The sequence below is a fragment of the Pseudonocardia sp. DR1-2 genome, assembly GCF_023717215.1.
Taxonomy (GTDB): Bacteria; Actinomycetota; Actinomycetes; order Mycobacteriales; family Pseudonocardiaceae; genus Pseudonocardia; species Pseudonocardia alni.
In genome coordinates this window covers 72,629-95,855 of the sequence record NZ_JAMQOF010000013.1, presented here as the reverse complement: position 1 = coordinate 95,855, position 23,227 = coordinate 72,629, and the positions used below count along the sequence as shown (strand labels likewise).

At 74.3% G+C, this 23,227-nt stretch carries 19 protein-coding genes; 11 read left to right on the top strand and 8 right to left on the bottom strand.

What is annotated here, in order from left to right; genetic code table 11:
* The first annotated feature begins 5 nt into the window (after nt 1–5).
* Together ND486_RS27510 and ND486_RS27505 are read left to right on the top strand one after the other, a co-directional pair.
* Nucleotides 6–254, top strand: coding sequence for a hypothetical protein (locus ND486_RS27510; RefSeq protein ID WP_251787225.1), 249 nt, complete (start codon nt 6–8; stop codon nt 252–254).
* A 75-nt stretch (nt 255–329) separates the two neighbouring features.
* On the top strand, nt 330–1,430 hold the full coding sequence (locus tag ND486_RS27505; RefSeq protein ID WP_251787224.1) for a gamma-glutamylcyclotransferase: 1,101 nt from the start codon (nt 330–332) through the stop codon (nt 1,428–1,430).
* Between the two features lie 58 nt (nt 1,431–1,488).
* Here the strand turns inward: ND486_RS27505 and ND486_RS27500 are convergent, their stop codons facing one another.
* Nucleotides 1,489–2,814 (bottom strand): MFS transporter, encoded by a 1,326-nt coding sequence (locus ND486_RS27500; RefSeq protein WP_238589777.1) that lies wholly within the window; start codon nt 2,812–2,814, stop codon nt 1,489–1,491.
* A gap of 225 nt (nt 2,815–3,039) precedes the next feature.
* Between ND486_RS27500 and ND486_RS27495 the strand changes: the two genes are divergently transcribed.
* Together ND486_RS27495 and ND486_RS27490 are read left to right on the top strand one after the other, a co-directional pair.
* The gene (locus ND486_RS27495) at nt 3,040–3,951 is read left to right on the top strand and encodes an ABC transporter ATP-binding protein (RefSeq protein WP_251787223.1); all 912 of its coding nucleotides are present in this window, start codon (nt 3,040–3,042) and stop codon (nt 3,949–3,951) included.
* The gene (locus tag ND486_RS27490) at nt 3,948–5,120 is read left to right on the top strand and encodes an ABC transporter permease (protein ID WP_208824601.1); all 1,173 of its coding nucleotides are present in this window, start codon (nt 3,948–3,950) and stop codon (nt 5,118–5,120) included. The genes ND486_RS27495 and ND486_RS27490 overlap by 4 nt, the downstream gene beginning before the upstream one ends.
* Here the strand turns inward: ND486_RS27490 and ND486_RS27485 are convergent.
* From ND486_RS27485 to pdxH, 4 genes are all read right to left on the bottom strand, one after another.
* On the bottom strand, nt 5,101–6,492 hold the full coding sequence (locus ND486_RS27485; RefSeq protein ID WP_251787222.1) for a deoxyribodipyrimidine photo-lyase: 1,392 nt from the start codon (nt 6,490–6,492) through the stop codon (nt 5,101–5,103). The two genes, ND486_RS27490 and ND486_RS27485, sit on opposite strands and share 20 nt — an antisense overlap.
* A 221-nt stretch (nt 6,493–6,713) precedes the next feature.
* Complete coding sequence (locus tag ND486_RS27480; protein ID WP_062399893.1) at nt 6,714–8,024, bottom strand: citrate synthase; 1,311 nt, start codon at nt 8,022–8,024, stop codon at nt 6,714–6,716.
* A gap of 89 nt (nt 8,025–8,113) precedes the next feature.
* The gene (locus tag ND486_RS27475; protein WP_251787221.1) at nt 8,114–9,508 is read right to left on the bottom strand and encodes an MFS transporter; all 1,395 of its coding nucleotides are present in this window, start codon (nt 9,506–9,508) and stop codon (nt 8,114–8,116) included.
* Between the two features lie 49 nt (nt 9,509–9,557).
* Complete coding sequence (gene pdxH / locus ND486_RS27470; protein WP_251787220.1) at nt 9,558–10,211, bottom strand: pyridoxamine 5'-phosphate oxidase; 654 nt, start codon at nt 10,209–10,211, stop codon at nt 9,558–9,560.
* A 200-nt stretch (nt 10,212–10,411) separates the two neighbouring features.
* On the opposite strand from pdxH, the gene ND486_RS27465 reads away from it, so the two are divergent.
* Entirely contained in the window at nt 10,412–11,551 is a 1,140-nt protein-coding gene (locus ND486_RS27465) for a citrate synthase 2 (protein WP_251787219.1), read from the top strand.
* Between the two features lie 36 nt (nt 11,552–11,587).
* On the opposite strand, the gene ND486_RS27460 is transcribed toward ND486_RS27465, so the two are convergent.
* Nucleotides 11,588–12,505 (bottom strand): hypothetical protein, encoded by a 918-nt coding sequence (locus ND486_RS27460; protein ID WP_251787218.1) that lies wholly within the window; start codon nt 12,503–12,505, stop codon nt 11,588–11,590.
* An 88-nt stretch (nt 12,506–12,593) separates the two neighbouring features.
* Nucleotides 12,594–13,880: an MFS transporter gene (locus ND486_RS27455; RefSeq protein WP_251787217.1), complete on the bottom strand. Its 1,287-nt coding sequence runs from the start codon at nt 13,878–13,880 to the stop codon at nt 12,594–12,596.
* A gap of 70 nt (nt 13,881–13,950) precedes the next feature.
* Here ND486_RS27455 and ND486_RS27450 point away from each other — a divergent pair, with 70 nt between their 5' ends.
* The 3 genes from ND486_RS27450 to sepH all read left to right on the top strand — a co-directional run bounded on the left by ND486_RS27450 (nt 13,951) and on the right by sepH (nt 18,825).
* Nucleotides 13,951–14,916: a GlxA family transcriptional regulator gene (locus ND486_RS27450; protein WP_251787216.1), complete on the top strand. Its 966-nt coding sequence runs from the start codon at nt 13,951–13,953 to the stop codon at nt 14,914–14,916.
* A 63-nt stretch (nt 14,917–14,979) separates the two neighbouring features.
* Nucleotides 14,980–16,113: a phosphoserine transaminase gene (gene serC, locus ND486_RS27445; protein ID WP_251787215.1), complete on the top strand. Its 1,134-nt coding sequence runs from the start codon at nt 14,980–14,982 to the stop codon at nt 16,111–16,113.
* A gap of 885 nt (nt 16,114–16,998) precedes the next feature.
* Nucleotides 16,999–18,825, top strand: coding sequence for a septation protein SepH (gene sepH, locus ND486_RS27440; protein WP_251787214.1), 1,827 nt, complete (start codon nt 16,999–17,001; stop codon nt 18,823–18,825).
* An 84-nt stretch (nt 18,826–18,909) separates the two neighbouring features.
* Here the strand turns inward: sepH and ND486_RS27435 are convergent, their stop codons facing one another.
* On the bottom strand, nt 18,910–19,719 hold the full coding sequence (locus ND486_RS27435; RefSeq protein WP_208827030.1) for an RNA methyltransferase: 810 nt from the start codon (nt 19,717–19,719) through the stop codon (nt 18,910–18,912).
* A gap of 167 nt (nt 19,720–19,886) precedes the next feature.
* On the opposite strand from ND486_RS27435, the gene ND486_RS27430 reads away from it, so the two are divergent.
* From ND486_RS27430 to ND486_RS27420, 3 genes are all read left to right on the top strand, one after another.
* On the top strand, nt 19,887–21,374 hold the full coding sequence (locus ND486_RS27430; RefSeq protein WP_251787213.1) for a glutamate--cysteine ligase: 1,488 nt from the start codon (nt 19,887–19,889) through the stop codon (nt 21,372–21,374).
* A 144-nt stretch (nt 21,375–21,518) separates the two neighbouring features.
* Nucleotides 21,519–22,712, top strand: a complete 1,194-nt coding sequence (locus ND486_RS27425) for a hypothetical protein (protein WP_251787212.1) — start codon at nt 21,519–21,521, stop codon at nt 22,710–22,712.
* On the top strand, nt 22,709–23,224 hold the full coding sequence (locus ND486_RS27420; RefSeq protein ID WP_251787211.1) for a hypothetical protein: 516 nt from the start codon (nt 22,709–22,711) through the stop codon (nt 23,222–23,224). Before ND486_RS27425 ends, ND486_RS27420 begins: the two co-directional genes overlap by 4 nt.
* Nucleotides 23,225–23,227 lie beyond the last annotated feature (3 nt).

Below are 23,227 nucleotides of genomic sequence, written 5' to 3'. Positions count from 1 at the left end.
GCGGCGTGGGTCGCCGCAGCCGGATCGTCCGCGCGTTCTCCTTCCCGGAGGGCACGCCGCCCCCGCTGCTGGTGATGATCCTGCTGAGCAGCTCGATGGCCGGGGTGTTCGTCGTGGCGATGCTGCTGCCGGACCCGGCGCCGACGTGGCTGCGGGTGGTGCTGTCCGCGCTCGCGGTACTCGGCCTGGTGCTGCTCACCGCGGCGCTGCTCCGCCGGGCCGCCGCGCAGGGCGGACGTCGGCGGGCGGGCTGAGGTCCGCCCGGGCTGCGTCGGCGCCACCCGGGCGCGTACCCCCGACCCCGGGTCGTTGATCTACGGTCCGTGCCCATGACGGGAACGGACATCACCGCACCGTGGCCGGACTCGGCGTTCCCTGCCGATCCCTACCCGGGTGCCCGGCCGCCGTGCTCGTTCCTGCACGTCGACGGCCGCACCCGTCCGCTGGCGGCCGACCCGTCGGCCACCTCCGGCTGGCGCGCTGCGGACCGCTGCCTCGACGACGTGCTCGCCGACCTGGGCGCACCGCCGCTGACCGCGCGCGTCCCGCTGCTGGCCTACGGCTCGAACGCCTGCCCGTCGAAGGTCTCCTGGATGCGCGGGGAGCGCGGGCTGACCGGTCCGGTCGTCGTGCTGCGGGTCCGGACCGAGGGCCTGGCCGCGGTGTGGTCGGCCGGGCGCCGGGTGGTCGACGACCAGCGCCCCGCGACGCTCGCGGCCGTGCCCGGTGTGACCGAGGAGCACGCGGTCTGGCTGGCGGCTCCGGAACAGTTCGCGGCACTCGACACCGTCGAGGGCCGCTACGCCGACCCGCCGCGCTACCGCCTGGCCCGGGTCGCGACCGGACGGGTCACGCTCGTCGACGCCGCCGGGGAGCTCGACCGGCCGTGGGCCTACCTCGCCCCGGAGGTCCCCACCGGCGACCCGCGCACGGACCGGCGCCCGCTGCACGTCGACGGGGCACCCGTCCGCTGCGCCGACCTCGACCAGGCCGGCGCCGTCGCGCTCACCGGTGCCCCCGGCCCGGACGGTCTGGACGCTCGGACCGTCGACGGTGTGCCGGTGCCGGAGCAGTGGCCGTCGCGGGTGTTCGTCTACGGCACCCTCATGCCCGGCCGGCGGGCCTTCGGGATGCTGCGCGCGCACGCCTCGGGAGTGCTGCCGCAGCCGGTGCTGCTGCCGACGGGCGGGGTCGCCGACACCGGTCTCGGGTATCCCGCGCTGACCCTCGACACCGGCGACGGGGTGCCCGGCTGGGTCGTCGAGCTGGCCGACCCGGAGACCGCGCTCGCCGCGCTCGACGCCTACGAGGGCCCCGAGTACGCGCGGTCCCGGGTCGTCCTCGGCGACGGCACCGTGTGCTGGGCCTGGGTGTGGACGGCCGCGCGGGACGGGCACGTGCCGCTGCCGGCCGGCTGGCCGACCCCCTGAGACGCCGACCGGGCCCGCCCCCGGCGGGGACGGGCCCGGTGCGGACCGGTGGTGCGGCTCAGGAGCCGGTCTTCGCGGCCTGCCGCGCGCGGTGCTCGGCGAGCCCCGGGACGTCCCGGCCGGCGATCGACACACCCTTCGTCTCGATGACGAAGTAGAGCGCGATCATGCCGACCACGCAGGCGCCCATCATGTAGTAGGCCGGGAACAGGACGTCGCCCGTGCCCTCGATGGCCGCCTCGTTGATCAGCGGCGCGGTGCCGCCGAACGCCGCCGTCGCCACGTTGTAGGAGATCGCCATGCCGGCGAACCGGACGTGGGTCGGGAACATCGCCGGGAACGTCGCGGAGATCGTCCCGAGCTGCAGCAGGTAGATCAGGCCGAGCACGGTGAACCCGAGGATCGCCAGCGGCACGCTCACCGCCATCAGCATGTACATCGGGATCGCCAGCACGAAGATGCCGACCAGTGAGATCCACCAGCACGGTTTGCGGCCGATCCGGTCCGACAGCGCACCGGCGAACGGGATCAGCAGCATCATCACGACCTGGCCGACCACGGCGACGGTGTCCGCGCTCGCCGAGTCCATCGACAGCGTCGTCTGCAGGTAGGTCGGCATGTAGGTCAGCAGCGTGTAGTTGATGACGTTCAGCGCGATGACCAGTCCGAACAGCGCCAGGATCGGCTGCCAGTAGCGGACGATGAGGTCCTTGAGCGCTCCGGTCGCGGCGGACTCGGACTCGCCGGCGGCCTCCAGGTCCCGGAACACCGGGGTGTCCTCGAGCTTGGTCCGGATGTAGAGACCGATCATGGCCAGCGGCAGGGCGATCATGAACGGGATGCGCCAGCCGTAGTCGAGCATGGCCTGCTCGCCGATCGCGGTCTCCAGGCCGAAGACGACCAGCACCGCGAGCGTGAAGCCGGCCAGGGTGCCGAACTCCAGGAAGCTGCCCCAGAAGCCGCGCTTGCGGTCCGGCGCATACTCCGCCATGAACGTGGCGGCGCCGCCGTACTCACCGCCGGTGGAGAAGCCCTGGATGATCCGCAGCAGGAACAGGAGCGCCGGGGCGGCCCAGCCGATCGTCTCGTACGACGGGATGACGCCGATCAGGAACGTCGCGACACCCATCAGGATGATCGTCATCGACAGGACCTTCTGCCTGCCGATGCGGTCACCGAGCGGGCCCCACACGAAGCCGCCGAGCGGCCGCAGGACGAACGAGATCGCGAACCCGAGCAGCGTGCCGAGATAGCCCAGCTCACCCGGGAAGAACGCCTGCGTCAGCTCGACCGTCAGATAGGCGTAGATGCCGTAGTCGAACCATTCCGTCGCATTCCCGATCGCCGACGCGGCGACCGCCCTCCGTAGTACGGAGGGCTCCACGTCGTTCTCGCCACTCTGTTGACCAGCACCTGCCGGAACCGATGACATTCGAGGACCCCCACTCGCGCAATGCGTAAACCGCTACCGGAAGCGCATTTCGTTACACGATCGACATATCCAGCACCATTGCGGTGTGCGGAGCCTACAGAGCCGAAAGGGGGGCTGCCACCCACGCGCGGTGATCGATACCGGTGCGCGACACCCACCCCGTGTAGCGTCGCCGGGGTGCTGGCGATCGACGGCCTCGCCAAGCGGTTCGGCTCCGCGACCGCCCTCGACGGGGTGAGCTTCACGGTCGGCGCGGGCGAGGTGTTCGGCTTCGTCGGCGGCAACGGGGCGGGCAAGACGACGACGATGCGGATCGTGCTCGGCGTCCTCGACGCCGACGCCGGCGCGGTCACCTGGAGGGGCGGCCCGCTCGGTCCCGCGGAACGGCGCCGGATCGGCTACCTGCCCGAGGAACGCGGTCTGTACCCACGGATGCGGGTCGCCGAGCAGCTCGTCTACCTGGCCCGGCTGCACGGGTTGTCCCGGTCGGCCGCGCTCGCCGCCACCGAGACCTGGACCGACCGGGTCGGGCTCGCCGACCGCCGCGGCGACGAGGTGCAGAAGCTGTCGCTGGGGAACCAGCAGCGGGTGCAGCTGTGCGCCGCGCTGGTGCACGACCCCGACCTGCTGGTCCTCGACGAACCGTTCTCCGGGCTGGACCCGGCGGCCGTCGACACCCTGGGGGCGGTGCTGCGCGAGCGCGCCGCGGCCGGGGTGCCCGTGGTGTTCTCCTCCCACCAGCTGGAGCTGGTGGAGCGGCTGTGCGACCGGGTCGGGATCATCTCGGCGGGCCGGATGGCCGCGGTCGGGACGGTCGACGGACTGCGGGCCGGGGCCGCCGACCGCTACGACGTGACGGGCCCGCCGCCCGGCTGGGCCGACACCGTCGCCGGGGTGCGGGTCGTCGGCACCGAGGGCGACCGCACCCGCGTCGAGCTGGCGCCGGGCACCGACGACCAGGCGCTGCTCGCCGCGGCGCTGGCCGCCGGACCGGTGCACTCGTTCGGTCCGTACCGGCCGCCGCTGACCGAGCTGTACCGCGACGCCGTGCGCGACCGCGCCGTCCCGGCGACCGACGGTGCCCGATGAGGACGGTGCTGCTCGTCGCGCGGCGGGAGATCACCACCCAGCTGCGGTCGCGGACGTTCGTCGTCGGGATCCTGCTGATGCTGCTGGTGTTCGGCGGCTACGGCGCGGTGATCGTGTTCGCCGGGTCGCAGAGCTCGTCGTCGTCGCTGGTGCTCGACGGGCCGGCCCGCGAGCTGCGCGGCGAGCTGCAGGGCACCGCGGACCGGCTGGGCACCGCGCTGCGGCTGACCGAGGCCGGGAACCGGGCCACCGCCGAGTCGATGGTCCGCACCGGCGAGGCCGACGCGATGCTCACCGGGGCGCCGGGGACCTACCAGCTCGTGGGCCTCGACGACGTCGCCCCGGGGCTGCGGTCGCTGGTCGCCGACGTCGTCGAGCAGCAGGCCGTGCGCGAGTCGCTGCTCGCCGCCGGCGCCGACCCGGAGCGGGTGAGCACGCTGTCCGGGGTGGGCGTGCGCACCCTCGAACCGGTCGACACCGAGCTGGGCCAGCGGGTGGGGACCGCGTTCGTCGTGACGTTCCTGCTGTTCTTCTCGGTCACCGCCTACGGCGCGGCGGTCGCGCAGGGGGTGGTCGAGGAGAAGTCCGGACGCGTGGTGGAGCTGCTGCTCGCGACGATCCCGGCCCGGCAGCTGCTCGCCGGGAAGGTGCTCGGCCTCGGTCTGGTCGGGCTGCTGCAGCTGCTGATCCTCGGCGCGGTGGGCGCGGCCGTCGCGGTGGGCACGGGCGCGCTGGCCGTCCCGGCGCTGCTGCTGCCGACGCTGGTGTCGGCGCTGGCCTGGTATCTGGTCGGGTTCTTCCTGTTCGCGACGCTCTACGCGGCGGCGGGGGCGCTCGTGTCCCGCCAGGAGGAGCTCCAGTCGGTGACCGCGCCGATCGCCGTCGTGCTGCTCGTGCCGTTCCTGCTCGCCGTCGCCGTGCTGCCCGTGGACCCGCGCAACCCCGTCACCACGGTGCTGTCGTTCGTGCCCTACCTGTCGCAGACGCTCATGCCGGCCCGCACCGCGCTGGGGGTCACCGCGTGGTGGGAGCCGGTCGTCGCGTTCGTGCTGGCGCTGCTCGCGCTGGCCGGGATGGTGGTGCTGTCGGCCCGCGTCTACCGCAACTCGGTGCTGCGCACCGGGGCACGGGTCCGCTGGCGGGACGCCCTCAGGACCGGGCGGCCTTGACCTGGTCGTAGCGGGCGAGCGCGTCCTCCCGCTCGGCCTTGTGGTCGACCATCGGCTCCGGGTACCCCTCCGGGATGCCGCCCTTCAGCTTCCACGGCTGGTGCACGGCCTTCCCCTCGACATCGGCGAGCTCGGGCACCCAGCGGCGCACGTAGTCGCCGTCGGGGTCGAACCGCTCGCCCTGGGTGATCGGGTTGAAGACCCGGAAGTACGGCGACGCGTCCGTCCCCGACCCGGCCGTCCACTGCCAGCCGTGCTGGTTGGAGGCCAGGTCGCCGTCGACGAGCAGCGCCATGAAGTGCCGCGCGCCACGCCACCACGGGATGTGCAGATCCTTGACCAGGAACGACGCGACGATCATCCGCACCCGGTTGTGCATCCACGCCTCGCCGCGCAGCTGGCGCATCCCGGCGTCGACGATCGGGAAGCCCGTCCGGCCCTCGCACCAGCGCTCGAAGTCGGCGTCGGCGGCCTTCCCGGTGCGCAGCGGCAGGTGGTCGAAGGCCGTGTCGTAGTTCCCCCGCGCGGAGTCCGGGCGCCGGTACAGCACGTCGGCGTAGAAGTCCCGCCAGGCGATCTCGGTGCGGTAGGTCTTCACCGAGTCACCCTTCCGCTTCGCCAGGTCCGCGAGCAGCGTGCGCGGGTGGACGCAGCCGTACTTCAGGTACGGCGACATGCCCGAGGTGCCGCGCTCGGCCGGCAGGTCGCGGGCGGACCCGTAGTCCTCGACGCCCTCGTCGAGGAAGTCCTTCCAGCGGGCCAGTGCCGCGGACTCCCCCGCCTCGGGCAGCTCGGCCTCGACCGGCTCGTCGTCGGGGACCTTCACCGCGCGGGGCCCGCCGTCCTTGTCCGAAGGATCCATCCAGGTGCACGTCGACGCGTCGGTGTCGGCCGGGGCGCGCCAGCCGTGGTCGGCCCAGGCGCGGCTGAACGGGGTGAACACCTTGAACGGCCCGCCGGAGCCCTTCTCCACCCGGCCGGGTGCGACGGCGTACGGCGAGCCGGTGCGGACGAGTTCGACGTCGTCCTCGGCGAGCGCCTTCTCGACCTGCTCGTCGCGCTCGCGGCCGTAGGGCCCGTAGTCCGCCGCGACGTGCACGGTCTGTGCGCCGACGGCCTTCGCGATCCGCGGGACGACGTCGGCCGGGTCGCCCTTCACGACGAGCAGCTTCCCGCCGAGTGCCTCGTCGAGCTCGCGCAGACACCCGAAGAGGAAGTTCGCGCGGGCCGCACCGGAGGGGGTCAGCAGCGCCGGGTCCAGCACGAACAGCGCGAGCGCGCGGTCGGCGGCGTCGGCCGCGGCGAGGAACGTGGGCTGGTCGGCGACCCGAAGGTCGCGCCGGAACCAGACGACGGCAGTGCTGGGCGCCATGCCGGTCGACGCTAGCGGCGCCACCGCCGCGCCGCCCGCCGAGCCGTCGCACCCCTCCGGTGTGCCCCCAGGGGAACTCTCGTGGCTTAGAGCGCTACGAGGGTTCCCCTGGGAGCGCCGGGGCGGCGGTGCGCGAGGCGGGGCGGCGGCTCCCCGGAACGAGCGAGCGGGCCGGTCGTGGGACCGGCCCGCTCGGGGGGTGAGGCGGTGGGGCTACGCGGTCAGCGCTGCCCGACGGGCACGTACAGCCGCTCCGCGGAACCGGTGTAGAGCTGGCGCGGACGCCCGATCTTGTTCTGCGGGTCGTTCATCATCTCGCGCCAGTGCGCGATCCAGCCCGGGAGCCGGCCGAGTGCGAAGAGCACGGTGAACATCTTCACCGGGAAGCCCATCGCCCGGTAGATGACACCGGTGTAGAAGTCGACGTTCGGGTAGAGCTTGCGCTCGACGAAGTAGTCGTCGGCCAGCGCCTTCTCCTCGAGCGTCATGGCGATGTCGAGCAGCGGGTCGTTGACGCCGAGCTTCTTGAGGATCGTCTCGGCCTGCTCCTTGACGATCTTCGCGCGCGGGTCGTAGTTCTTGTAGACCCGGTGCCCGAAGCCCATCAGCTTCGCGCCCTGCTCCTTGTTCTTGACCCGGTTCACGAAGTCGTCGACGTTGCCGCCCTCGACGTCCTTGATGCGGGTCAGCATCTCCAGGACCGCCTGGTTGGCGCCGCCGTGCAGCGGGCCGAACAGCGCGTTGATGCCGGCGGAGATGGAGGCGAACAGGTTCGCCTGGCTGGAGCCGACCAGCCGCACCGTCGAGGTGGAGCAGTTCTGCTCGTGGTCGGCGTGCAGGATCAGCAGGGTGTCGAGAGCGCGGACCATGTCCGGGTCCAGCTCGTAGGGCTCGGCGGGGAACCCGAAGGTCATCCGCAGGAAGTTCTCGACGAGGCCGAGGGAGTTGTCCGGGTACAGGAACGGCTGACCGACGGACTTCTTGTACGCGTAGGCGGCGATCGTGAAGACCTTCGCCATGAGCCGCACGGTGGAGAGCTCGACGGCCTCCTCGTCGTGCGGGTCCAGCGAATCCTGGTAGAAGGTCGACAGCGCGCTGACCGCCGACGACAGCACCGGCATCGGGTGCGCGTCCCGCGGGAAGCCCTCGAAGAAGCGCTTCAGGTCCTCGTGCAGCAGGGTGTGCCGGCTGATCCGGTTGGTGAAGGCGTCGAGCTGCTGCTGGCTCGGCAGCTCGCCGTAGATCAGCAGGTAGCTGACCTCGAGGAACGTGGAGTTCCCGGCCAGCTGGTCGATCGGGTAGCCGCGGTAGCGGAGGATGCCGGCGTCACCGTCGATGTAGGTGATCGCGGACGAGCAGGCAGCGGTGCTGGTGAAGCCCGGGTCGAAGGTGACCAGGCCGGTCTTGCCGAGCAGCTTGCTGACGTCGACGGCCTGCGACCCCTCCGTCGGGGTGTGCACCGCGGTCTCGAACTCGCCGCCCGAGTACCGGAGTACGGCGGTGTCGGACTTGGCGGCGGTCTCGTCGGACATGTGGAGGTTCCCTCTCACAGCGGGGATCAATCGGGTCTCGGGCACACGCTAGCTCGCCGGGGCGATTCCGCAGAACGCGGCGACGATTCTCACCCTCCGTCGCGGGGTGCCCGATATCGGAGGAACTCCGGGAAGCGCCACACGCACAGCAGCACGCCGACGATCACGGCGAGGCCGCCGAGCGTCGCGGTGGGGCCGGGCCCGACGAGCGAGGCCACCGACCCGTGCCACATGTCGGCGAGCCGGGGCCCGCCCGCGACGACGACGATGAACACGCCCTGCATCCGGCCGCGCATCTCGTCGGTGGCGACGGTCTGCAGCATCGACGACCGGTAGACCGAGCTGACCAGGTCACCGGCACCGGCGACGGCGAGCGCGAGCACCGCGAGGAACAGCGACCCGGTGAGCCCGAACACGAGCACGCCGCCGCCCCACACGCACACCGCGACGACGACCGCGACGCCCTGGCGCTGCACCTTCTGCAGCCAGCCCGAGAGCACGCCGCCGGCGACCATCCCGATCGGGATCGCCGCGTACAGCAAACCCTGCTGGACACCACCGTCGGCCGTCCCGCCGAAGGTGTCCACCGCCATCTGCGGGAACAGGACCCGGGGCATGCCCAGCCCCATCGCGATCACGTCGACCAGGAACGAGACGAGCAGGATGCGCTGCGTCCCGACGTAGCGGAAGCCGTCGACGACCGAGCGCAGCCCCACCTTCGGGCGGGCGCCGTCCACCCGTTGCGCGGAGCTGGGCAGCGCGGGCAGCCGCCAGGTCGCCCACAAGGTCGCCAGCAGGAAGATCGCGTCGATCAGGTAGAGCGTCGACAGCCCGATGAACGGGATCAGCACCCCGGCCAGCAGCGGCCCGAGCACCGCGCCGACCTGCACGACGGTCATGTTCAGCGCGTTCGCCGCCGGCAGCTGCTCGGCGGGCAGCAGCCGCGGGATGACCGCGCTGCGGGTGGGCTGGTTCATCGCGAGCATCGCCGACTGGAACGCGAACAGCACCAGCACGACCCACACGTTCCCGGCGCCGCTGGCCGACACCACCCACAGCGCCAGCGAGCTCAGCGCGATCCCGGAGCCGGTGAACAGCAGCATCACCCGGCGGTCGACGGCGTCGGCGACCGCGCCGCCCCACAGCCCGAACACCACCAGCGGGACCAGGCCGAACAGCCCCGTGAGTCCGACGTAGGCCGAGGAGCCGGTCAGCTGGAAGATCTGGATCGGCACGGCGACGACCGACAGCTGCGCGCCGATCACCGTCACGATCCCGGCCACCCACAGCCGCCGGTAGGCGGGTGTCCGCAGCGGGGTGGTGTCGGCGAAGGTCGACCGCAGCAGCCCGGTGATCCGCGACGCGCGGGTGCGGACGGTCGGGCCCTGGTCCGCGGCGGAGGGGACCGGGCGGGTCGGGGTGTCCCGTTCCGCACCGGGCACGGGCTGCGTCGGCCCCTCGCCGGGATCGTTGCGCGTGCTCACGACGTCAAGGTGTACACGGACGCCCCGACGACGCGCCTCCGGGATCTCCCTAGGGGGCGAGCCGCCGCACGGACCAGGAGTCGTCGCGGCCGACCTCGAACCGCAGCCGGTCGTGCATCCGGTCGGCGCGGCCCTGCCAGAACTCGACCTGCCACGGCACGATCCGCCAGCCGCCCCAGTGCGGGGGCCGCGGGATCTCGTCCACGCCGTCGAAGCGGCGGGTGACCCCGGCGAGCGCCTGGTCGAGGACGGTGCGCCCGGCGACGATCGTCGACTGCGCCGACGCCCAGGCACCCAGCTGCGACCCGCGCGGGCGCAGCGCCCAGTAGGCGTCGGACTGGGCGTCCGAGCAGCGCTCCACCCGGCCGGAGAGCTGGACCTGCCGCTGGAGGTCGTACCAGGGGAAGGTCACCGAGGCGACGCGCGTGCGGTTCAGGTCGTGGCTCTTGGCCGAGGTGTAGTTGGTGTAGAAGACGATCCCGCCGGCGTCGAGGCCCTTGCACAGGACGGTGCGCGACGACGGCAGCCCGTCCGGGTCCGACGTCGCCAGCACCATCGCGTTCGGCTCGGTCAGCCCGGCCTCACGGGCCTGCTCCAGCCACGCGGTGAGCTGTTCGTGCCAGGTCGGAGCCAGGTCGTCGACGTCGAGCGGGCGGCTCGAGTAGTCCGTCCGCATCCTCTCGAGGGCGGGCGCGTCGGTCATCGGTTCCCCTTCCGGACAGGTGCGTGCGTCTCGCACGGTAAGCGCGCCGGAGCCGCGTGTGCACCCGCCGATCGGAGTGGTCGCGACCGGTGTTCACGGACGGGAGTCCGGTTCGTGATCGACACCACCGGCCGGTCGCGTTGCCCCGCTGACCCGTTCGGAGCAGGGTGACGGCGACGATCCGAGCCGAAGGAGACCCGGTGACCGAGACGACCGCGTACGAGGTGCCCCCGCCGCCGCCCGGCTTCACGTCCGGGCTGGAGGGCCACGTCGCGTTCCGGACCGAGATCGCCGAGCCCGACAAGGACGGCGGGTCGCTGCGCTACCGCGGCGTCGACCTGGAGGACCTGGCAGGCACCGTGACCTTCGGCGACGTCTGGGCCCTGCTGGTCGACGGCCGGTTCGGCCAGAGCCTGCCGCCCGCCGAGCCGTTCCCGATCCCGGTGCACACCGGTGACGTCCGGGTCGACGTGCAGGCGGCGCTGGCCATGCTCGCCCCGTACTGGGGCTACCGCCCGCTGCTCGACATCGACGACACCGAGGCCCGCGACAACCTGGCCCGCGCCTCGGTGATGGCGCTGTCCTACGTCGCCCAGTCCGCCCGCGGCATCGGTGTGCCCGCGGTGCCGCAGTCGCGCATCGACGAGTGCTCCACCATCACCGAGCGCTTCATGACCCGCTGGCGTGGCGAGCCCGACCCGCGCCACGTCGCCGCCGTCGACGCCTACTGGGTGTCCGCCGCCGAGCACGGCATGAACGCCTCGACCTTCACCGCCCGGGTGATCGCCTCCACCGGCGCCGACGCCGCCGCGTCGCTGTCCGGCGCGATCGGCGCCATGTCCGGCCCGCTGCACGGCGGCGCCCCGGCCCGGGTGCTCCCGATGATCGACGAGGTGGAGCGCACCGGTGACGCCGGGGCGCTGGTGACGGGCCTGCTGGACCGCAAGGAGAAGCTCATGGGCTTCGGGCACCGGGTCTACCGGGCCGAGGACCCGCGGGCCCGCGTGCTGCGCCGCACCTGTCAGGAGCTGAACGCCCCGCGCTACGAGGTGGCCGCCGAGCTGGAGCGCACGGCGCTGGCGATCCTGCGCGAGCGGCGCCCGGACCGTCCGATCGAGACCAACGTCGAGTTCTGGGCGGCGGTGATCCTCGACTTCGCCGAGGTCCCGCCGCACATGATGCCCGCGATGTTCACCTCGGCCCGGACCGCGGGCTGGTCGGCGCACGTGATGGAGCAGAAGCGCGAGGGCAAGCTCGTGCGTCCGAGCGCGCAGTACATCGGCCCGGGCCCGCGCCGTCCGCAGGAGGTCGAGGGCTGGGACTCGGTCGTCGCCCGCTGACCGGGACCCGCGGCCCGTGCGACGTACGGGGCCCGCTCAGGAGCGGGGGCCGGTGATCCGCGCGACGGCCTCCCCGCCGTCGCGGCGGAGCCACCGGTCCTGGTGGAGCAGCCCGTACACGCCGTAGCTCAGGGCCGTACCGGGTACGACGACCAGCAGGATCGCCACCACGAACACCGCGATGCCCGCCGTCTCGTACCCGGCGAACACCAGCCCGACGAGGGCCAGCCCGCCGACGACGCCGACCACGAGTCCGGCCAGCAGCATGATCAGGAACAGCAGGGCGAGAACGCCGAAGCAGCGCCACCAGGCGCCACGGACCAGCTCGACCGACCGCCACAGCGCGTCGACGGCGGCGCGCCGCTCCCGGACGACGGCCGGGAGCGTCGGAGCCAGCAGCACGGTCACCCAGAGCACGGCGAGGTAGGCGGCGACCGCGATCAGCGCACCCACCGTCGCGGCCACGCCGCCCGCCCGCCACAGCGGCAACGACACGGCCCACACCAGCGCCGTCGGCACGAGACCGATCGCCGTGAGGATCAGCTGTGCCCCGTACGCGGCGCCGAGCCGGTCGCGACCGGCCGCCCACGCCGACCGCAGCGTGGGCCGCTGCCCGAGCACCGCGAGGTGCAGGCCCGCCAGCAGCAGCACCGCGAACGGCGGAGTCACCAGGGCCCCCAGCAGCGCGACCAGCAGGCCGCTGCCCAGGGACCCCGCGAACGCCTCCACCAGGTCGGGGGCCGGGGGCGGCGTGGGCTCGACGAGCGTCAGCAGGCCCTCGGCCCCGAGCACGACCACCATCAGCACGAGGGCCGGCACCAGCGTGAGGACGGGGCCGCGGCGCACATGGCGCCACGCCCCACCCACGATCTCTCCGGCGTCGAGCGGTCGCAGCGGCACGATGCCGGGCTGCGGCGGCCCGGGCTCCCCCGGGCCGGGGTGGTCCTCCGTCACGGTCGCCCCCTCTGCTCGCCCGGTTCGTGTCCTACCGGACATCGGGGACGCCCGGGCGGGATCTTCGGCGATCGTGAGCCGATGGTGATCAGCCGGTGGGCAGCGGCGCGGGGACCCGCCGGCGCCGGATCGCCAGCGACAGCCCGGCCGCGACGACGCAGAGGACGGCGCCGCCGTACCAGGCCGCGTCGTAGCTGCCCAGCGCGTCGCGGACCAGCCCCGCGACGAGTGCGGCGAACGCCGCCCCGATCTGGTGCGAGGCGAAGATCCAGCCGAACACCACCGCCGAGCGGGCGCCGAACGCCTCGCGGGCCAGCGCCATCGTCGGTGGGACGGTCGCGACCCAGTCCAGGCCGTAGAACACGACGAACGCGAGCATGCTCGCGTTCAGATCGGTCCCGAACAGCGGCGGGAGCAGGAACAGCGACAGCCCGCGCAGCGCGTAGTAGGCGCCCAGCAGGAGCCGCGGGTCGACGCGGTCGGTCAGCCAGCCGGAGAAGATCGTCCCGAGCAGGTCGAAGATGCCGACCAGGGCGAGCAGGGAGGCCGCCGTCGTCGCGGGCATGCCGTGGTCGTGCGCGGCCGGGACGAAGTGGGACTGGACCAGCCCGGCCGTCGTCGCGCCGCAGATGAAGAACCCGCCGACGAGCAGCCAGAACGTGCCGGTGCGCGAGGCGTCGGCCAGGGCCCGCAGCGCCAGCCGCGCGGCACCCGTGCGCTGCGGCGGGACGACGTCGGCCTCGGTGCCGCCGTAGGGCAGGACCCCGGCGTCGGCGGGGCGGTCCTTCAGGAACAGCAGCACGACCGGCACCACGGCCAGGGCCGCGCCCGCGGTGATCAGCGCCGCGGGCCGCCACCCGCCCGACTCGACGACGGCCGCGACGAGCGGCAGGAACACCAGCTGCCCGGTGGCGGTGGCGGCGGTGAGGATGCCGGAGACGAGGCCGCGACGGGCGACGAACCAGCGGTTCACCACGGTCGCGACCAGCGCCATCGCCATCGACCCGGTACCCAGCCCGACGACGACGCCCCACAGCAGCACCAGCTGCCAGACCGCCGTCATGAACACGGTCGTGCCCGCGCCGACCGCCACCATGACCAGCGCGGTCGCGACCACGCGGCGCACGCCGAAGCGCTCCATCAGCGCCGCCGCGAACGGCGCGGTCACCCCGAACAGGGCGAGGTTCACCGCGAGCGCGAAGGAGATGGACCCGATGCCCCAGCCGAACTCGGCGTGCAGCGGCTCCACCAGCACGCCCGGCGTGGAGCGGAACCCGGCCGCGCCGAGCAGGGCGAGGAACGTCGCCCCGGCCGCCCACCAGGCCGGGTGCACCCGGCGCCGCTGCGTGTCCGCCGTCGCGGGCGCTGTCGTCATGGCTCCATCGTGCGGTGGCGCTGCGATGCGCGACAGTGGCCGCTCGGACGACATGTGCAAGAATTCGGCCATGCACCGGGTCGGAGTGCTCGCCGTCGACGGGGTGATCGCCTTCGAGCTGGGCATCCCCGAGCGGATCCTCGGCACCACGACCACGGCGGACGGCACCCCCCTCTACGACGTGCGGGTCGCCACCGTCGACGGCGGCCCGGTCCGCACCAGTGCCGGGTACCGGGTGCTGCCCGAACACGGGATCGAGGCGCTGGAGCGCGCGGACACCCTGGTCGTGCCGGCCGTGCGCGGCCCGAACACCGGCGACCCGGGCCCGGCCGTCCTCGGCCTGGTGCGCCGGGCCGTGGACCGCGGCGCGCGGGTGGTCGCGATCTGCACCGGCGCGTTCACCCTCGCCGCCGCCGGGGTGCTCGACGGCCGCCGCGCCACCACCCACTGGGCGCACGTGGACGACTTCCGCGCGCTGTACCCGCGCGTCGAGCTCGACCCCGACGTGCTGTTCGTCGACGACGGCGACGTCCTCACCTCGGCGGGCGTCGCCGCGGGCATCGACCTCTGCCTGCATCTGGTGCGCCGCGACCACGGCGCCGGGACCGCCGCGGCGACGGCCCGGCGCAACGTCGTCGCGCCGTGGCGGGAGGGCGGGCAGGCGCAGTTCGTGGAGTCCCACGTCCCCGACCCCGGCGGCGGCCCCGACACCCGCGCCGTGCGCGAGTGGGCGTTGCAGCACCTCGACCGGCCGCTCGCCGTCGAGGAGCTGGCGGAACGGGCGTCCATGAGCGTGCGGACCTTCACCCGCCGCTTCCGCGCCGAGACCGGCACCAGCCCGGGGCGCTGGCTGTCCGCGCGCCGCCTCGACCTCGTGCGACGCCTGCTGGAGACCACCGACCTCCCCGTCGAGCAGGTCGCGGCCCGCTCCGGCTTCGGCACCACCGCCGCGCTGCGCCAGCGGCTGCACGCCGACATCGGGATGGCCCCGCTCGCCTACCGGCGCTCGCACCGCGCCCCCGCCGTCACCCGGTGACGCCGGCGGGTGGCGCGCAGCACTCGTCGCACGGCACGCCGGTCCGGCTGCGACACTGGTGGGGTGACCTCCCCTGCCGATCTGAAGATCCCCGGCGATCTCCTTCCGCAGGACGGCCGCTTCGGATGCGGTCCGTCCAAGGTGCGCCCCGAGCAGCTGTCCGCCCTCGCCGCGACCGGTGACTCCCTGATGGGCACCTCGCACCGGCAGAAGCCGGTGAAGGAGCTCGTCGGACGGGTGCGGTCCGGGCTGGCCGAGCTGTTCTCACTGCCCGACGGCTACGAGGTCGTCCTCGGCAACGGCGGCTCCACCGCCTTCTGGGACGCGGCCGCGTTCGGCCTGGTCCGTGAGCGCTCGCTGCACCTGACCTACGGCGAGTTCTCCCAGAAGTTCGCCGACACCACCACCGGCGCGCCGTTCCTGGCCGACCCGGTGATCGTCAAGGCCGACCCGGGCAGCGCGCCGGAGCCGGTGAGCGACCCGTCGGTCGACGTCATCGCGTGGGCGCACAACGAGACCTCGACCGGCGTCGCGGTGCCCATCAACCGGCCCGCGGGCACCACCGACGACCAGCTCGTGCTGATCGACGCCACCTCGGGCGCCGGCGGACTGCCGGTCGACATCACCCAGTCCGACGTCTACTACTTCGCCCCGCAGAAGGGCTTCGCCTCCGACGGCGGCCTGTTCCTCGCGATCATGAGCCCGAAGGCCCTGGAGCGGGTCGCCGAGCTGGCCGCGTCGGACCGCTGGATCCCGCCGTTCCTGTCGCTGGCCACCGCCGTCGACAACTCCGGCAAGGACCAGACCTACAACACGCCGTCGCTGGCGACCCTGTTCCTGCTCGAGGACCAGGTCCGCTGGATGAACGCGCTGGGCGGGCTCGACGGCTGCGTGGCACGCACCCGCGACTCCTCCGACCGGCTCTACACCTGGGCCGACAAGAGCAGGTTCGCGACGCCGTTCGTCACCGACCCGGCGCACCGCAGCCTGGTGGTCGGCACGATCGACTTCGACGACGCCGTCGACGCCGCCGCGGTGGCGAAGGCGCTGCGCGCGAACGGGATCGTGGACACCGAGCCGTACCGGAAGCTGGGCCGCAACCAGCTGCGGATCGGGATGTTCCCGGCCGTGGAGCCGTCGGACGTCTCGGCGCTGACCGCGTGCATCGACTGGGTCGTGGAGCGGCTGGGTTCCTGACCGTACCCCGGGAGGGCATCCCTCCCGGGTGAACGAGGACCGTCCACCGAGGTGGGTCGACCGGCTGCGGTCGGCCCACCCGGCGGCGGCCCTCGTCGTGGCGGTGTCCGCCGGCACCCCGACCGTCCCGACCGTCGTCACCGGGGCGCCGCTCCCGGGCAGGCCCCGGCCGCCCGCGGCCGCTCTCCTGCTCGTCGCCGTCGCGCGCTCGGAGTCCGCGCGCTCCCGGCCTGCGGGCGATGTCGTCCCGCGACGCCGCCGACGCCGTGCCGGTGTCGCGAACCCGGCCTCGGGCGGTTCCGGCCGGGGTCGGGGCGGGCGGGGATCGCCCACGCCGGCGGTGAACGACCGCGCCGCCCGGGGCGACGCGCGGCGGACAGCGGGCGCCGGCGTGCGCGTCGGCCGGTGATCCACATGGCGCGTGCAGTTCCGTCGTGTGCGCGCGTCCGGACGCGCGCGGGCGGGGGATCGCCGGGCGGGTCCGGTCACCGCGGCAGGAGCGCGCCCGCAGGTGCCTCGCGTCCACCCGCCACGACGGCCCCGCTGCCGTCCCCGTCCTGATGCCGCACCGGGGGGGATACGTCCCGGCCGTCCTGTTCCGGATCGGGGTGGCTCCGGCATCGCGCACGCCGGGTTGCGTCGCGGCGCGGCGTCGTTGCGTGATCGATAGCAACTCGTTGTAGTCACACACGTATCAATCGCCCCAATTACCTCGTGAGTCACGAACTGTGCGACGCTGCGCACGGTGAGTGAGAACGGCTCGGCGGTCCCCCGGGCGAGTAGGTGTTGTCGACCAGGCAGAACTCGCCCGGCGCGCCTCACCCGGCACGGACCCCTCGCCATCTACCGTCACCCGGACGGGGACGACAGCAGGAGGTCAGGTCGATGCGCGCGTTGCGGGTCGTGGGGGTGACCGGGGACGGCTCGGTCGTCCTCGAGGACCCGGGGCGTCGCGAGCGCTACACGGTGCCGGCCGACGAGCAGCTGCGGGCCGCGGCACGGGGTGACGTGACCCGGCTCGGCCAGATCGCGATCGAGTTGGAGAGCCAGTTGCGCCCACGGGAGATCCAGGCCCGAATCCGGGGTGGCGCGTCGGTCGACGAGGTCGCAGCCGCGGCCGGCGTCCCGACCCAGAAGATCGAGCGCTTCGCCTATCCCGTCCTGCTCGAACGGTCGCGGACCGCCGAGCTGGCCCAGGGCGCCCACCCGCAGCGCGCCGACGGACCCGACTCGCGCACGCTCGGTGAGACCGTCGCGCACACCTTCGGCCTGCGCGGACAGGACTACGGCGGAGCCGGCTGGGACTCCTGGAAGGGCGAGGACGGCAAGTGGGTCGTCGTCCTGACGTGGCAGACCGGCCGCTCGGACAACGCCGCGCACTGGGCGTTCCAGCCCGGCGCGCACGGCGGCACCGTCGTCGCGCTGGACGAGCACGCCTCCGACCTCGTGGAGGGTCTGCCCGCACGCCCGCTGCGTCCGCTCGGCGCGGTGGTCGACATGGCCCGCGACGAGGACCACACCCCCCAGGCCCCGACGACCGCCGCTCCGGCGCGCGCCGTCGCGGCCGCCGGTGGGCAGCAGCCCGAGGCCTGGGCCGGGCGCGGGATCGCGCCCGAGCAGCGCCGGGCGAGCCCCCCGCCGCCCCGGACCCGCGTCGAGACGCCCGGTCGCACCGCGGGCGCCCGCCCGGACGACACCCGGGCCCCGGCCGCCGCGGCGCCCGTGGTCCCCCGGCGCGCCGAGCAGGTCGAGGACGCCGGGTCCTCCGCTGCGGCCGGCACCTCGCAGGCCGACTCCGCGACCACCGACGGCACGGTTGCCTCGACCGCCACTGCGGACGCTCCCGGCGCCGACACGACCGCGGCGGCCGGCACGGGTACGGGCACGACCGGCGCGGCCCCGAACGGCTCCGCCTCGACCGGTACCTCGCCGGACGACGTCTCCTCGAACGGCGACTCCTCGAACGTCCCGGCCCCGGCCGCCGCGGCACCGGTCGGCGCGGGCACGACCGGCCGGGAGTCGACGGCCTCGGACACCACCGACGCGGACCCGGGCGCCCCGGTGTCGGCAGGCACCGGCTCCGCCGCCCCCCACGGGACCGGCACGGACGCGGCCGCCACGGACGCGGTGGCCCCGGCCGCCACGGACGCAGGCGACACGACCGCGTCCGGTGCGGAGACGTCCGCCACGGATTCCGGGTCCGCGGGCGACGCGGCGGGCCCGGCCGCGTCGTCGGCGACGACCTCGTCGGAAGCGGCCACGGCCACCCCCGCGTCGGACGCCGCACCGACCACGACGAACCCGACGAACCCGGGCTCGGCCACGGCGGCCCCGGCGCAGGACACCGGGACCGCCGCGACGACCACCATGGCACCGACCACCCCGGCACCGACCACCCCGGCGTCCGCGGGCACCGCCGCGGGCTCCACGAGCACCTCCGCCGACCACGGCGAGGCCTCCCCGGCAGCGTCGGGCGACGCCCCCGACGAGGGCACCGACGCACCCACCGGGACCGCCGCGGCCGCCACCGGGGCACCGGGCACGTCGTCGTCGAACGGCTCGGAGCAGGAGACGGACCCCTCTCCGGCACAGGACACCGAGAGCACGGCCCCGCGCCGCCCGTCCACCGCCGGGTCGCGGCGGACGAAGAAGGGCAAGCCGGTCATGCCGTCGTGGGACGAGGTCCTGCTCGGCGTCCGCGGCCAGCGCTGACACCTTCACGCACGGCGTCCGGTCTCCCGCACCGGGACCGGTCCCGTGTGGGAGCACGGATCCGGTGCGGGACCGCGCCCGCGGTCAGCCCCCGCCGGTGACGGCGTGGAAGGCGACGGCGGCGGCCGTCGCGACGTTGAGCGAGTCCACGCCGCTCGCCATCGGGATCCGGACCCGGCGGTCGGCGGCGGCCAGTGCCTCGTCGGTGAGGCCGGGACCCTCCGCACCCAGCAGCAGCGCGACCTTCCGGCCACCCAGGCCCGCCGTGGCGAGGGGCTCGGCGTCGGCGGACGGGGTGAGGGCGGCGACGGTGAACCCCGCCTCCCGCAGCCGGTCCAACGAGGCGGGCCACGCGCCGTCGAGGGTCGTGAACGGGACCCGCAGCACGTGCCCCATCGAGACGCGGACGCTGCGCCGGTACAGCGGGTCTGAGCAGCCGGGGCCGAGCAGGATCGCGTCGACGCCGAGGGCGGCGGCGTTGCGGAACAACGACCCCAGGTTCTCGTGGTCCCCCACCCCCTCGCAGACGGCCAGCGTGCGGGCGCGGGCCAGGACGTCGTCGAGGGACGGCGCGGGAGCCCGGTCGGCGACGGCGAGCACCCCCCGGTTCAGGTGGAACCCGACCGCTCGGGCCATGGTGTCGGCGTCGGTCGCGTAGGCCGGGACGTCGACGCCGGCGAGGTCGTCGGAGAGCTCGTCGAGGCGACGCGGGACCCCCAGCAGGGAGCGCACCGGATACGGCGAGTCGAGCAGCCGACGCACGACGACGACACCCTCCGCGATCACCAGCCCGCGCCCACCGGGCCGATCCGGGCGCCGATCGGCGGTCGTGAGGTCGCGGTAGTCGTCGATTCGGGGGTCGTCGGAGTGCTCGACCGTGGTGAGTATGGCCACGACGCCCGATCGTCCCACGTCACGGACCGTTCGCCGCGCCTGGTCGCCCGGTCAGCCGGTACCGCCCGGTCCGGCGATATGACACGGTGTAGTGCCGCCTCCTTCGGCACGGTCCTCCGCCGTGTGAGTGAGAAGGCGCTCCCCGTTCGATGGAGGTCGGTTCGCGCATGGGTCAGGTGGTCGACCGGACGACGTTCAGCCGGCGCGACCGCCAGCGGTACCGGATCAAGGTGCAGCGCTGTCTGGACACTCTCGGTGACCTGCTCAGCAGCTACCCGTTCTCCGACACGGAGCCGATGACCGGCGTCGAGATCGAGTTCAACCTGGTGGATACGGAGCTGGCGCCGTCGCTCAACGGGAGCGACGTGCTGGACACGATCAACTCGGGCGAGTGGCAGACCGAGCTCGGCCGCTGGAACCTCGAGCTGAACCTGCCGCCCCGGCCGCTGCCCGGCGACCAGTGGCGCCAGCTGGAGCACGAGCTCCTCGACCTGCTCGCGGGCGCCGGGGCGAAGGCCGGCGACCTGCGCACCCAGCTCGTCATGATCGGGATCCTGCCGACGCTGGACCCGGCACACATGACCGCCGAGGCGATCTCCCCCGAGGACCGCTACGAGGCGCTCAACGACCAGATGCTCAACGCCCGGGGCGAGCCGATCCGGATCGACATCGTCGGCTGCTCGCCGGAGGAGCGGGTGAACGCCGACTTCGACACGATCATTCCCGAGGCGGCCTGCACGTCGATGCAGCTGCACCTGCAGGTGTCCCCCGCCAACTTCGGGCGCTACTGGAACGCCGCGCAGTGCCTGGCCGGTGTCCAGCTGGGGCTCGGGTCGAACTCGCCGTTCCTGCTCGGGTCACAGCTGTGGTCGGAGACCCGGATCCCGCTGTTCGAGCAGTCCTGCGACGTCCGGACCCCCGAGTTCCACAACCAGGGGGTACGGCCGCGGGTGTGGTTCGGTGAGCGCTGGATCGACTCGGTGCTGGACCTGTTCTCCGAGAACGCCCGCTACTTCCCGGCGCTGATGCCGCTGACGTCCGATGTGGACCCGGCGACGCAGATGCGCGACAAGGGCTTCCCGGACCTGCCCGAGCTGACCCTGCACAACGGCACGATCTGGCGCTGGAACCGGCCGATCTACGACAGTACGGGCGACACCCCGCACGTCCGGCTCGAGAACCGGGTGCTCCCCGCGGGGCCGACGACCGTCGACATGGTCGCCAACGCGCTGTTCTTCTACGGCCTGCTGCGCACCCTGGTCGAGGCCGACCAGCAGCTGTGGCGGTCGGTGTCGTTCGAGGCGGCGCGGGAGAACTTCCAGACGGCGGCCAAGCACGGCATGCACGCTCCCCTGTACTGGCCCGGCACCGGCTGGGTGCTCCCCGACGAGCTCGCCCTGCGCAAGCTGCTCCCCCTGGCCCACGAGGGTCTCGCCCGCTGGGGCGTCTCCGGCGCGGTCTGCGACCGGTACCTGACGGTGCTGGAGCGGCGCTGCGTCACGCGTCAGACCGGGTCGTCGTGGCAGATCGACACCGTCGCCGCGCTGGAGGCGCGGGGCGCGGACCGGATGACCGCGCTGCGCGGCATGCTCGAGCGCTACCTGGCGCACTCGACCGCGAACCAGCCCGTCCACACCTGGGAGATCCCCGGCTGACCGGCTTCACCATCGCGAAGCATTCTCCGCGACCGGGCCCGCTCACCGCCCGCACGTTCCTACCGTCCCCCTCCGCACACCCGCCCCGGGTGCGCGTACGGGACGGAGGGACATGTCCATCCAGCACCACCCCGACCGGCGTCGATGACCCGGGCGACGACGATGTCCCCGTTCCGGCTGTTCGGCCGCACCGCCCGCGACGGGCGCCCCCTCGACGACGGCCCCGACCCGTGGCTCGACGACCCGGCCCCCGGCCCGGCTCCGCGGCCCGCCGCGCCCCGGGCCCGGGAGGCCGCCCCGGCTCCGTCGACCCGTGGGACACCCGCGGCTCCGGTGGCCGAGGGCCCCGCGACCGCGGCGGCGCGACCGGCGGTCTGGACGCCGCGGCGGCCGCCACAGGAACCGGTCGCGGAGCCGGAGCCGGTCACCGATCCCTTCGGCTTCCCGCCGGTGCCGCCGGCCGGGCCGCCCCCTGCCGTCGCCCCGGTCCCCGCCACCGCCCCCGTCTCCGACGAGGTCGCCGCGGCCTGGGCGGCGTGGGCGCCCGCCGCAACGCCGCGGGCCGACGGCTCGCAGGGCGGCGCGGATCCCGGTGTGCCGCCCTCCGCGTCCGACACCGCGGCCGTTGCGTCCGGTCCGGCACCCGCTGACCCGGACTCGTCCGGCTCGGCGGCGCCGTCCGGACGGGTGACGCCCGCTGTGCCCTCCGGCCCGGCGTCCTCGGGATCGACGCCCGCCACGCAGGCGCTGTCCGGCCCGGCACCGTCCGGCCCGGCACCGTCCGGCCCGACGCTGTCCGATCACGGTCCGGTGTCCCGCTCGGCCGGAGCGCCGGTCGGGACCCCGTCGCCGCCCGTCGACCCCGCCGAGGCGTCCGCGCTGGCCGGGGCCTTCGCCGCGGACCTGCTGTCCTGGGACGAGGACGACGTCACCCGCCGCGGCCGCGTCCTCTCCGCCTACCTGCCCGCGACCGCGGCCGACGGGCTGCTCGGCTGGACCGGGACCGGACGCCAGCGGGCCGACCTCGTGCTGCCGGGCCGCGTCCGCACCGACGGCGACCGCGCCGTCGTCGACGTCCGGGTGCGGGTCGTGCCCTACCGCCGCGTCGACGCCCGCGGGACGGCCGCGCCGGAACCCGAACCCGACGACCCGATCGGGGCGCCCGCCGGTGCCCCGGCCCCGGCCGCGCGCGGCTGGCGCGGGCTGGCCGCGCGATGGGTCCGGCTGGAGGTGGGCGTGGTCCTCACCGGCGACGGGCTCGTCGTCGACGCGGGACCCGAGGCCGAGCCGGCCCGGCGACCGTCGCCGGTCGACCTCGCCCGGGGCGGTGCGCGGTGAGCGGGCGGATACCGGTCGTCGGGGGTCTGGCCGGCGGGGTCGGGACGACGACCGTCGCCCGGGCCCTGCACGGCCGTGACCTGGGACGGGTGTGCGGGCCGGACCTGCTGCCCGACGTCGTCGTCACCCGGGACACCGTGGCCGGGCTGGCCGCCGCGGCCCTCGTCGCCCCGGCGCAGGGGCCGGGCGCGCCGGTCCTCGTCCTGCACCCCGGCACCGCCGACCCCGACGGCATCGACGCCGACGCCGCGGGTCCCGGCTGGGCGGCCGTCGTCGCGCTGCCCGCGGTCCCGGGCTGGGCCCGCTCGGCCGACCCGTGGTCGGACGCGGCCGGGGTGCTCACCCGACCCGGGCCCTCGGCCGCGGTCCGCCGCTACGCCGACGCGATCGGCCGGATCGTCACCGCGCTGACGACGTCCGGCCGGCTCGACCGGCCGCTCACCCCGGCCGGCGTCGGTGGGCTGCGACCCCTGCGCGGGGTGCTGGCGGTCCCGACCGGGCCGGTCCGGTGAGCC

What these genes read in the sequence shown, in the direction of transcription:
- ND486_RS27505 (WP_251787224.1), top strand. Translation starts at nt 330, where the DNA reads ATGACGGGAACGGACATCACCGCACCGTGGCCGGACTCGGCGTTCCCT.
- ND486_RS27490 (WP_208824601.1), top strand. Translation starts at nt 3,948, where the DNA reads ATGAGGACGGTGCTGCTCGTCGCGCGGCGGGAGATCACCACCCAGCTG.
- ND486_RS27485 (WP_251787222.1), bottom strand. Translation starts at nt 6,492, where the DNA reads ATGGCGCCCAGCACTGCCGTCGTCTGGTTCCGGCGCGACCTTCGGGTC.
- ND486_RS27480 (WP_062399893.1), bottom strand. Translation starts at nt 8,024, where the DNA reads ATGTCCGACGAGACCGCCGCCAAGTCCGACACCGCCGTACTCCGGTAC.
- pdxH (WP_251787220.1), bottom strand. Translation starts at nt 10,211, where the DNA reads ATGACCGACGCGCCCGCCCTCGAGAGGATGCGGACGGACTACTCGAGC.
- ND486_RS27455 (WP_251787217.1), bottom strand. Translation starts at nt 13,880, where the DNA reads ATGACGACAGCGCCCGCGACGGCGGACACGCAGCGGCGCCGGGTGCAC.
- ND486_RS27450 (WP_251787216.1), top strand. Translation starts at nt 13,951, where the DNA reads ATGCACCGGGTCGGAGTGCTCGCCGTCGACGGGGTGATCGCCTTCGAG.
- sepH (WP_251787214.1), top strand. Translation starts at nt 16,999, where the DNA reads ATGCGCGCGTTGCGGGTCGTGGGGGTGACCGGGGACGGCTCGGTCGTC.
- ND486_RS27430 (WP_251787213.1), top strand. Translation starts at nt 19,887, where the DNA reads ATGGGTCAGGTGGTCGACCGGACGACGTTCAGCCGGCGCGACCGCCAG.
- ND486_RS27425 (WP_251787212.1), top strand. Translation starts at nt 21,519, where the DNA reads ATGACCCGGGCGACGACGATGTCCCCGTTCCGGCTGTTCGGCCGCACC.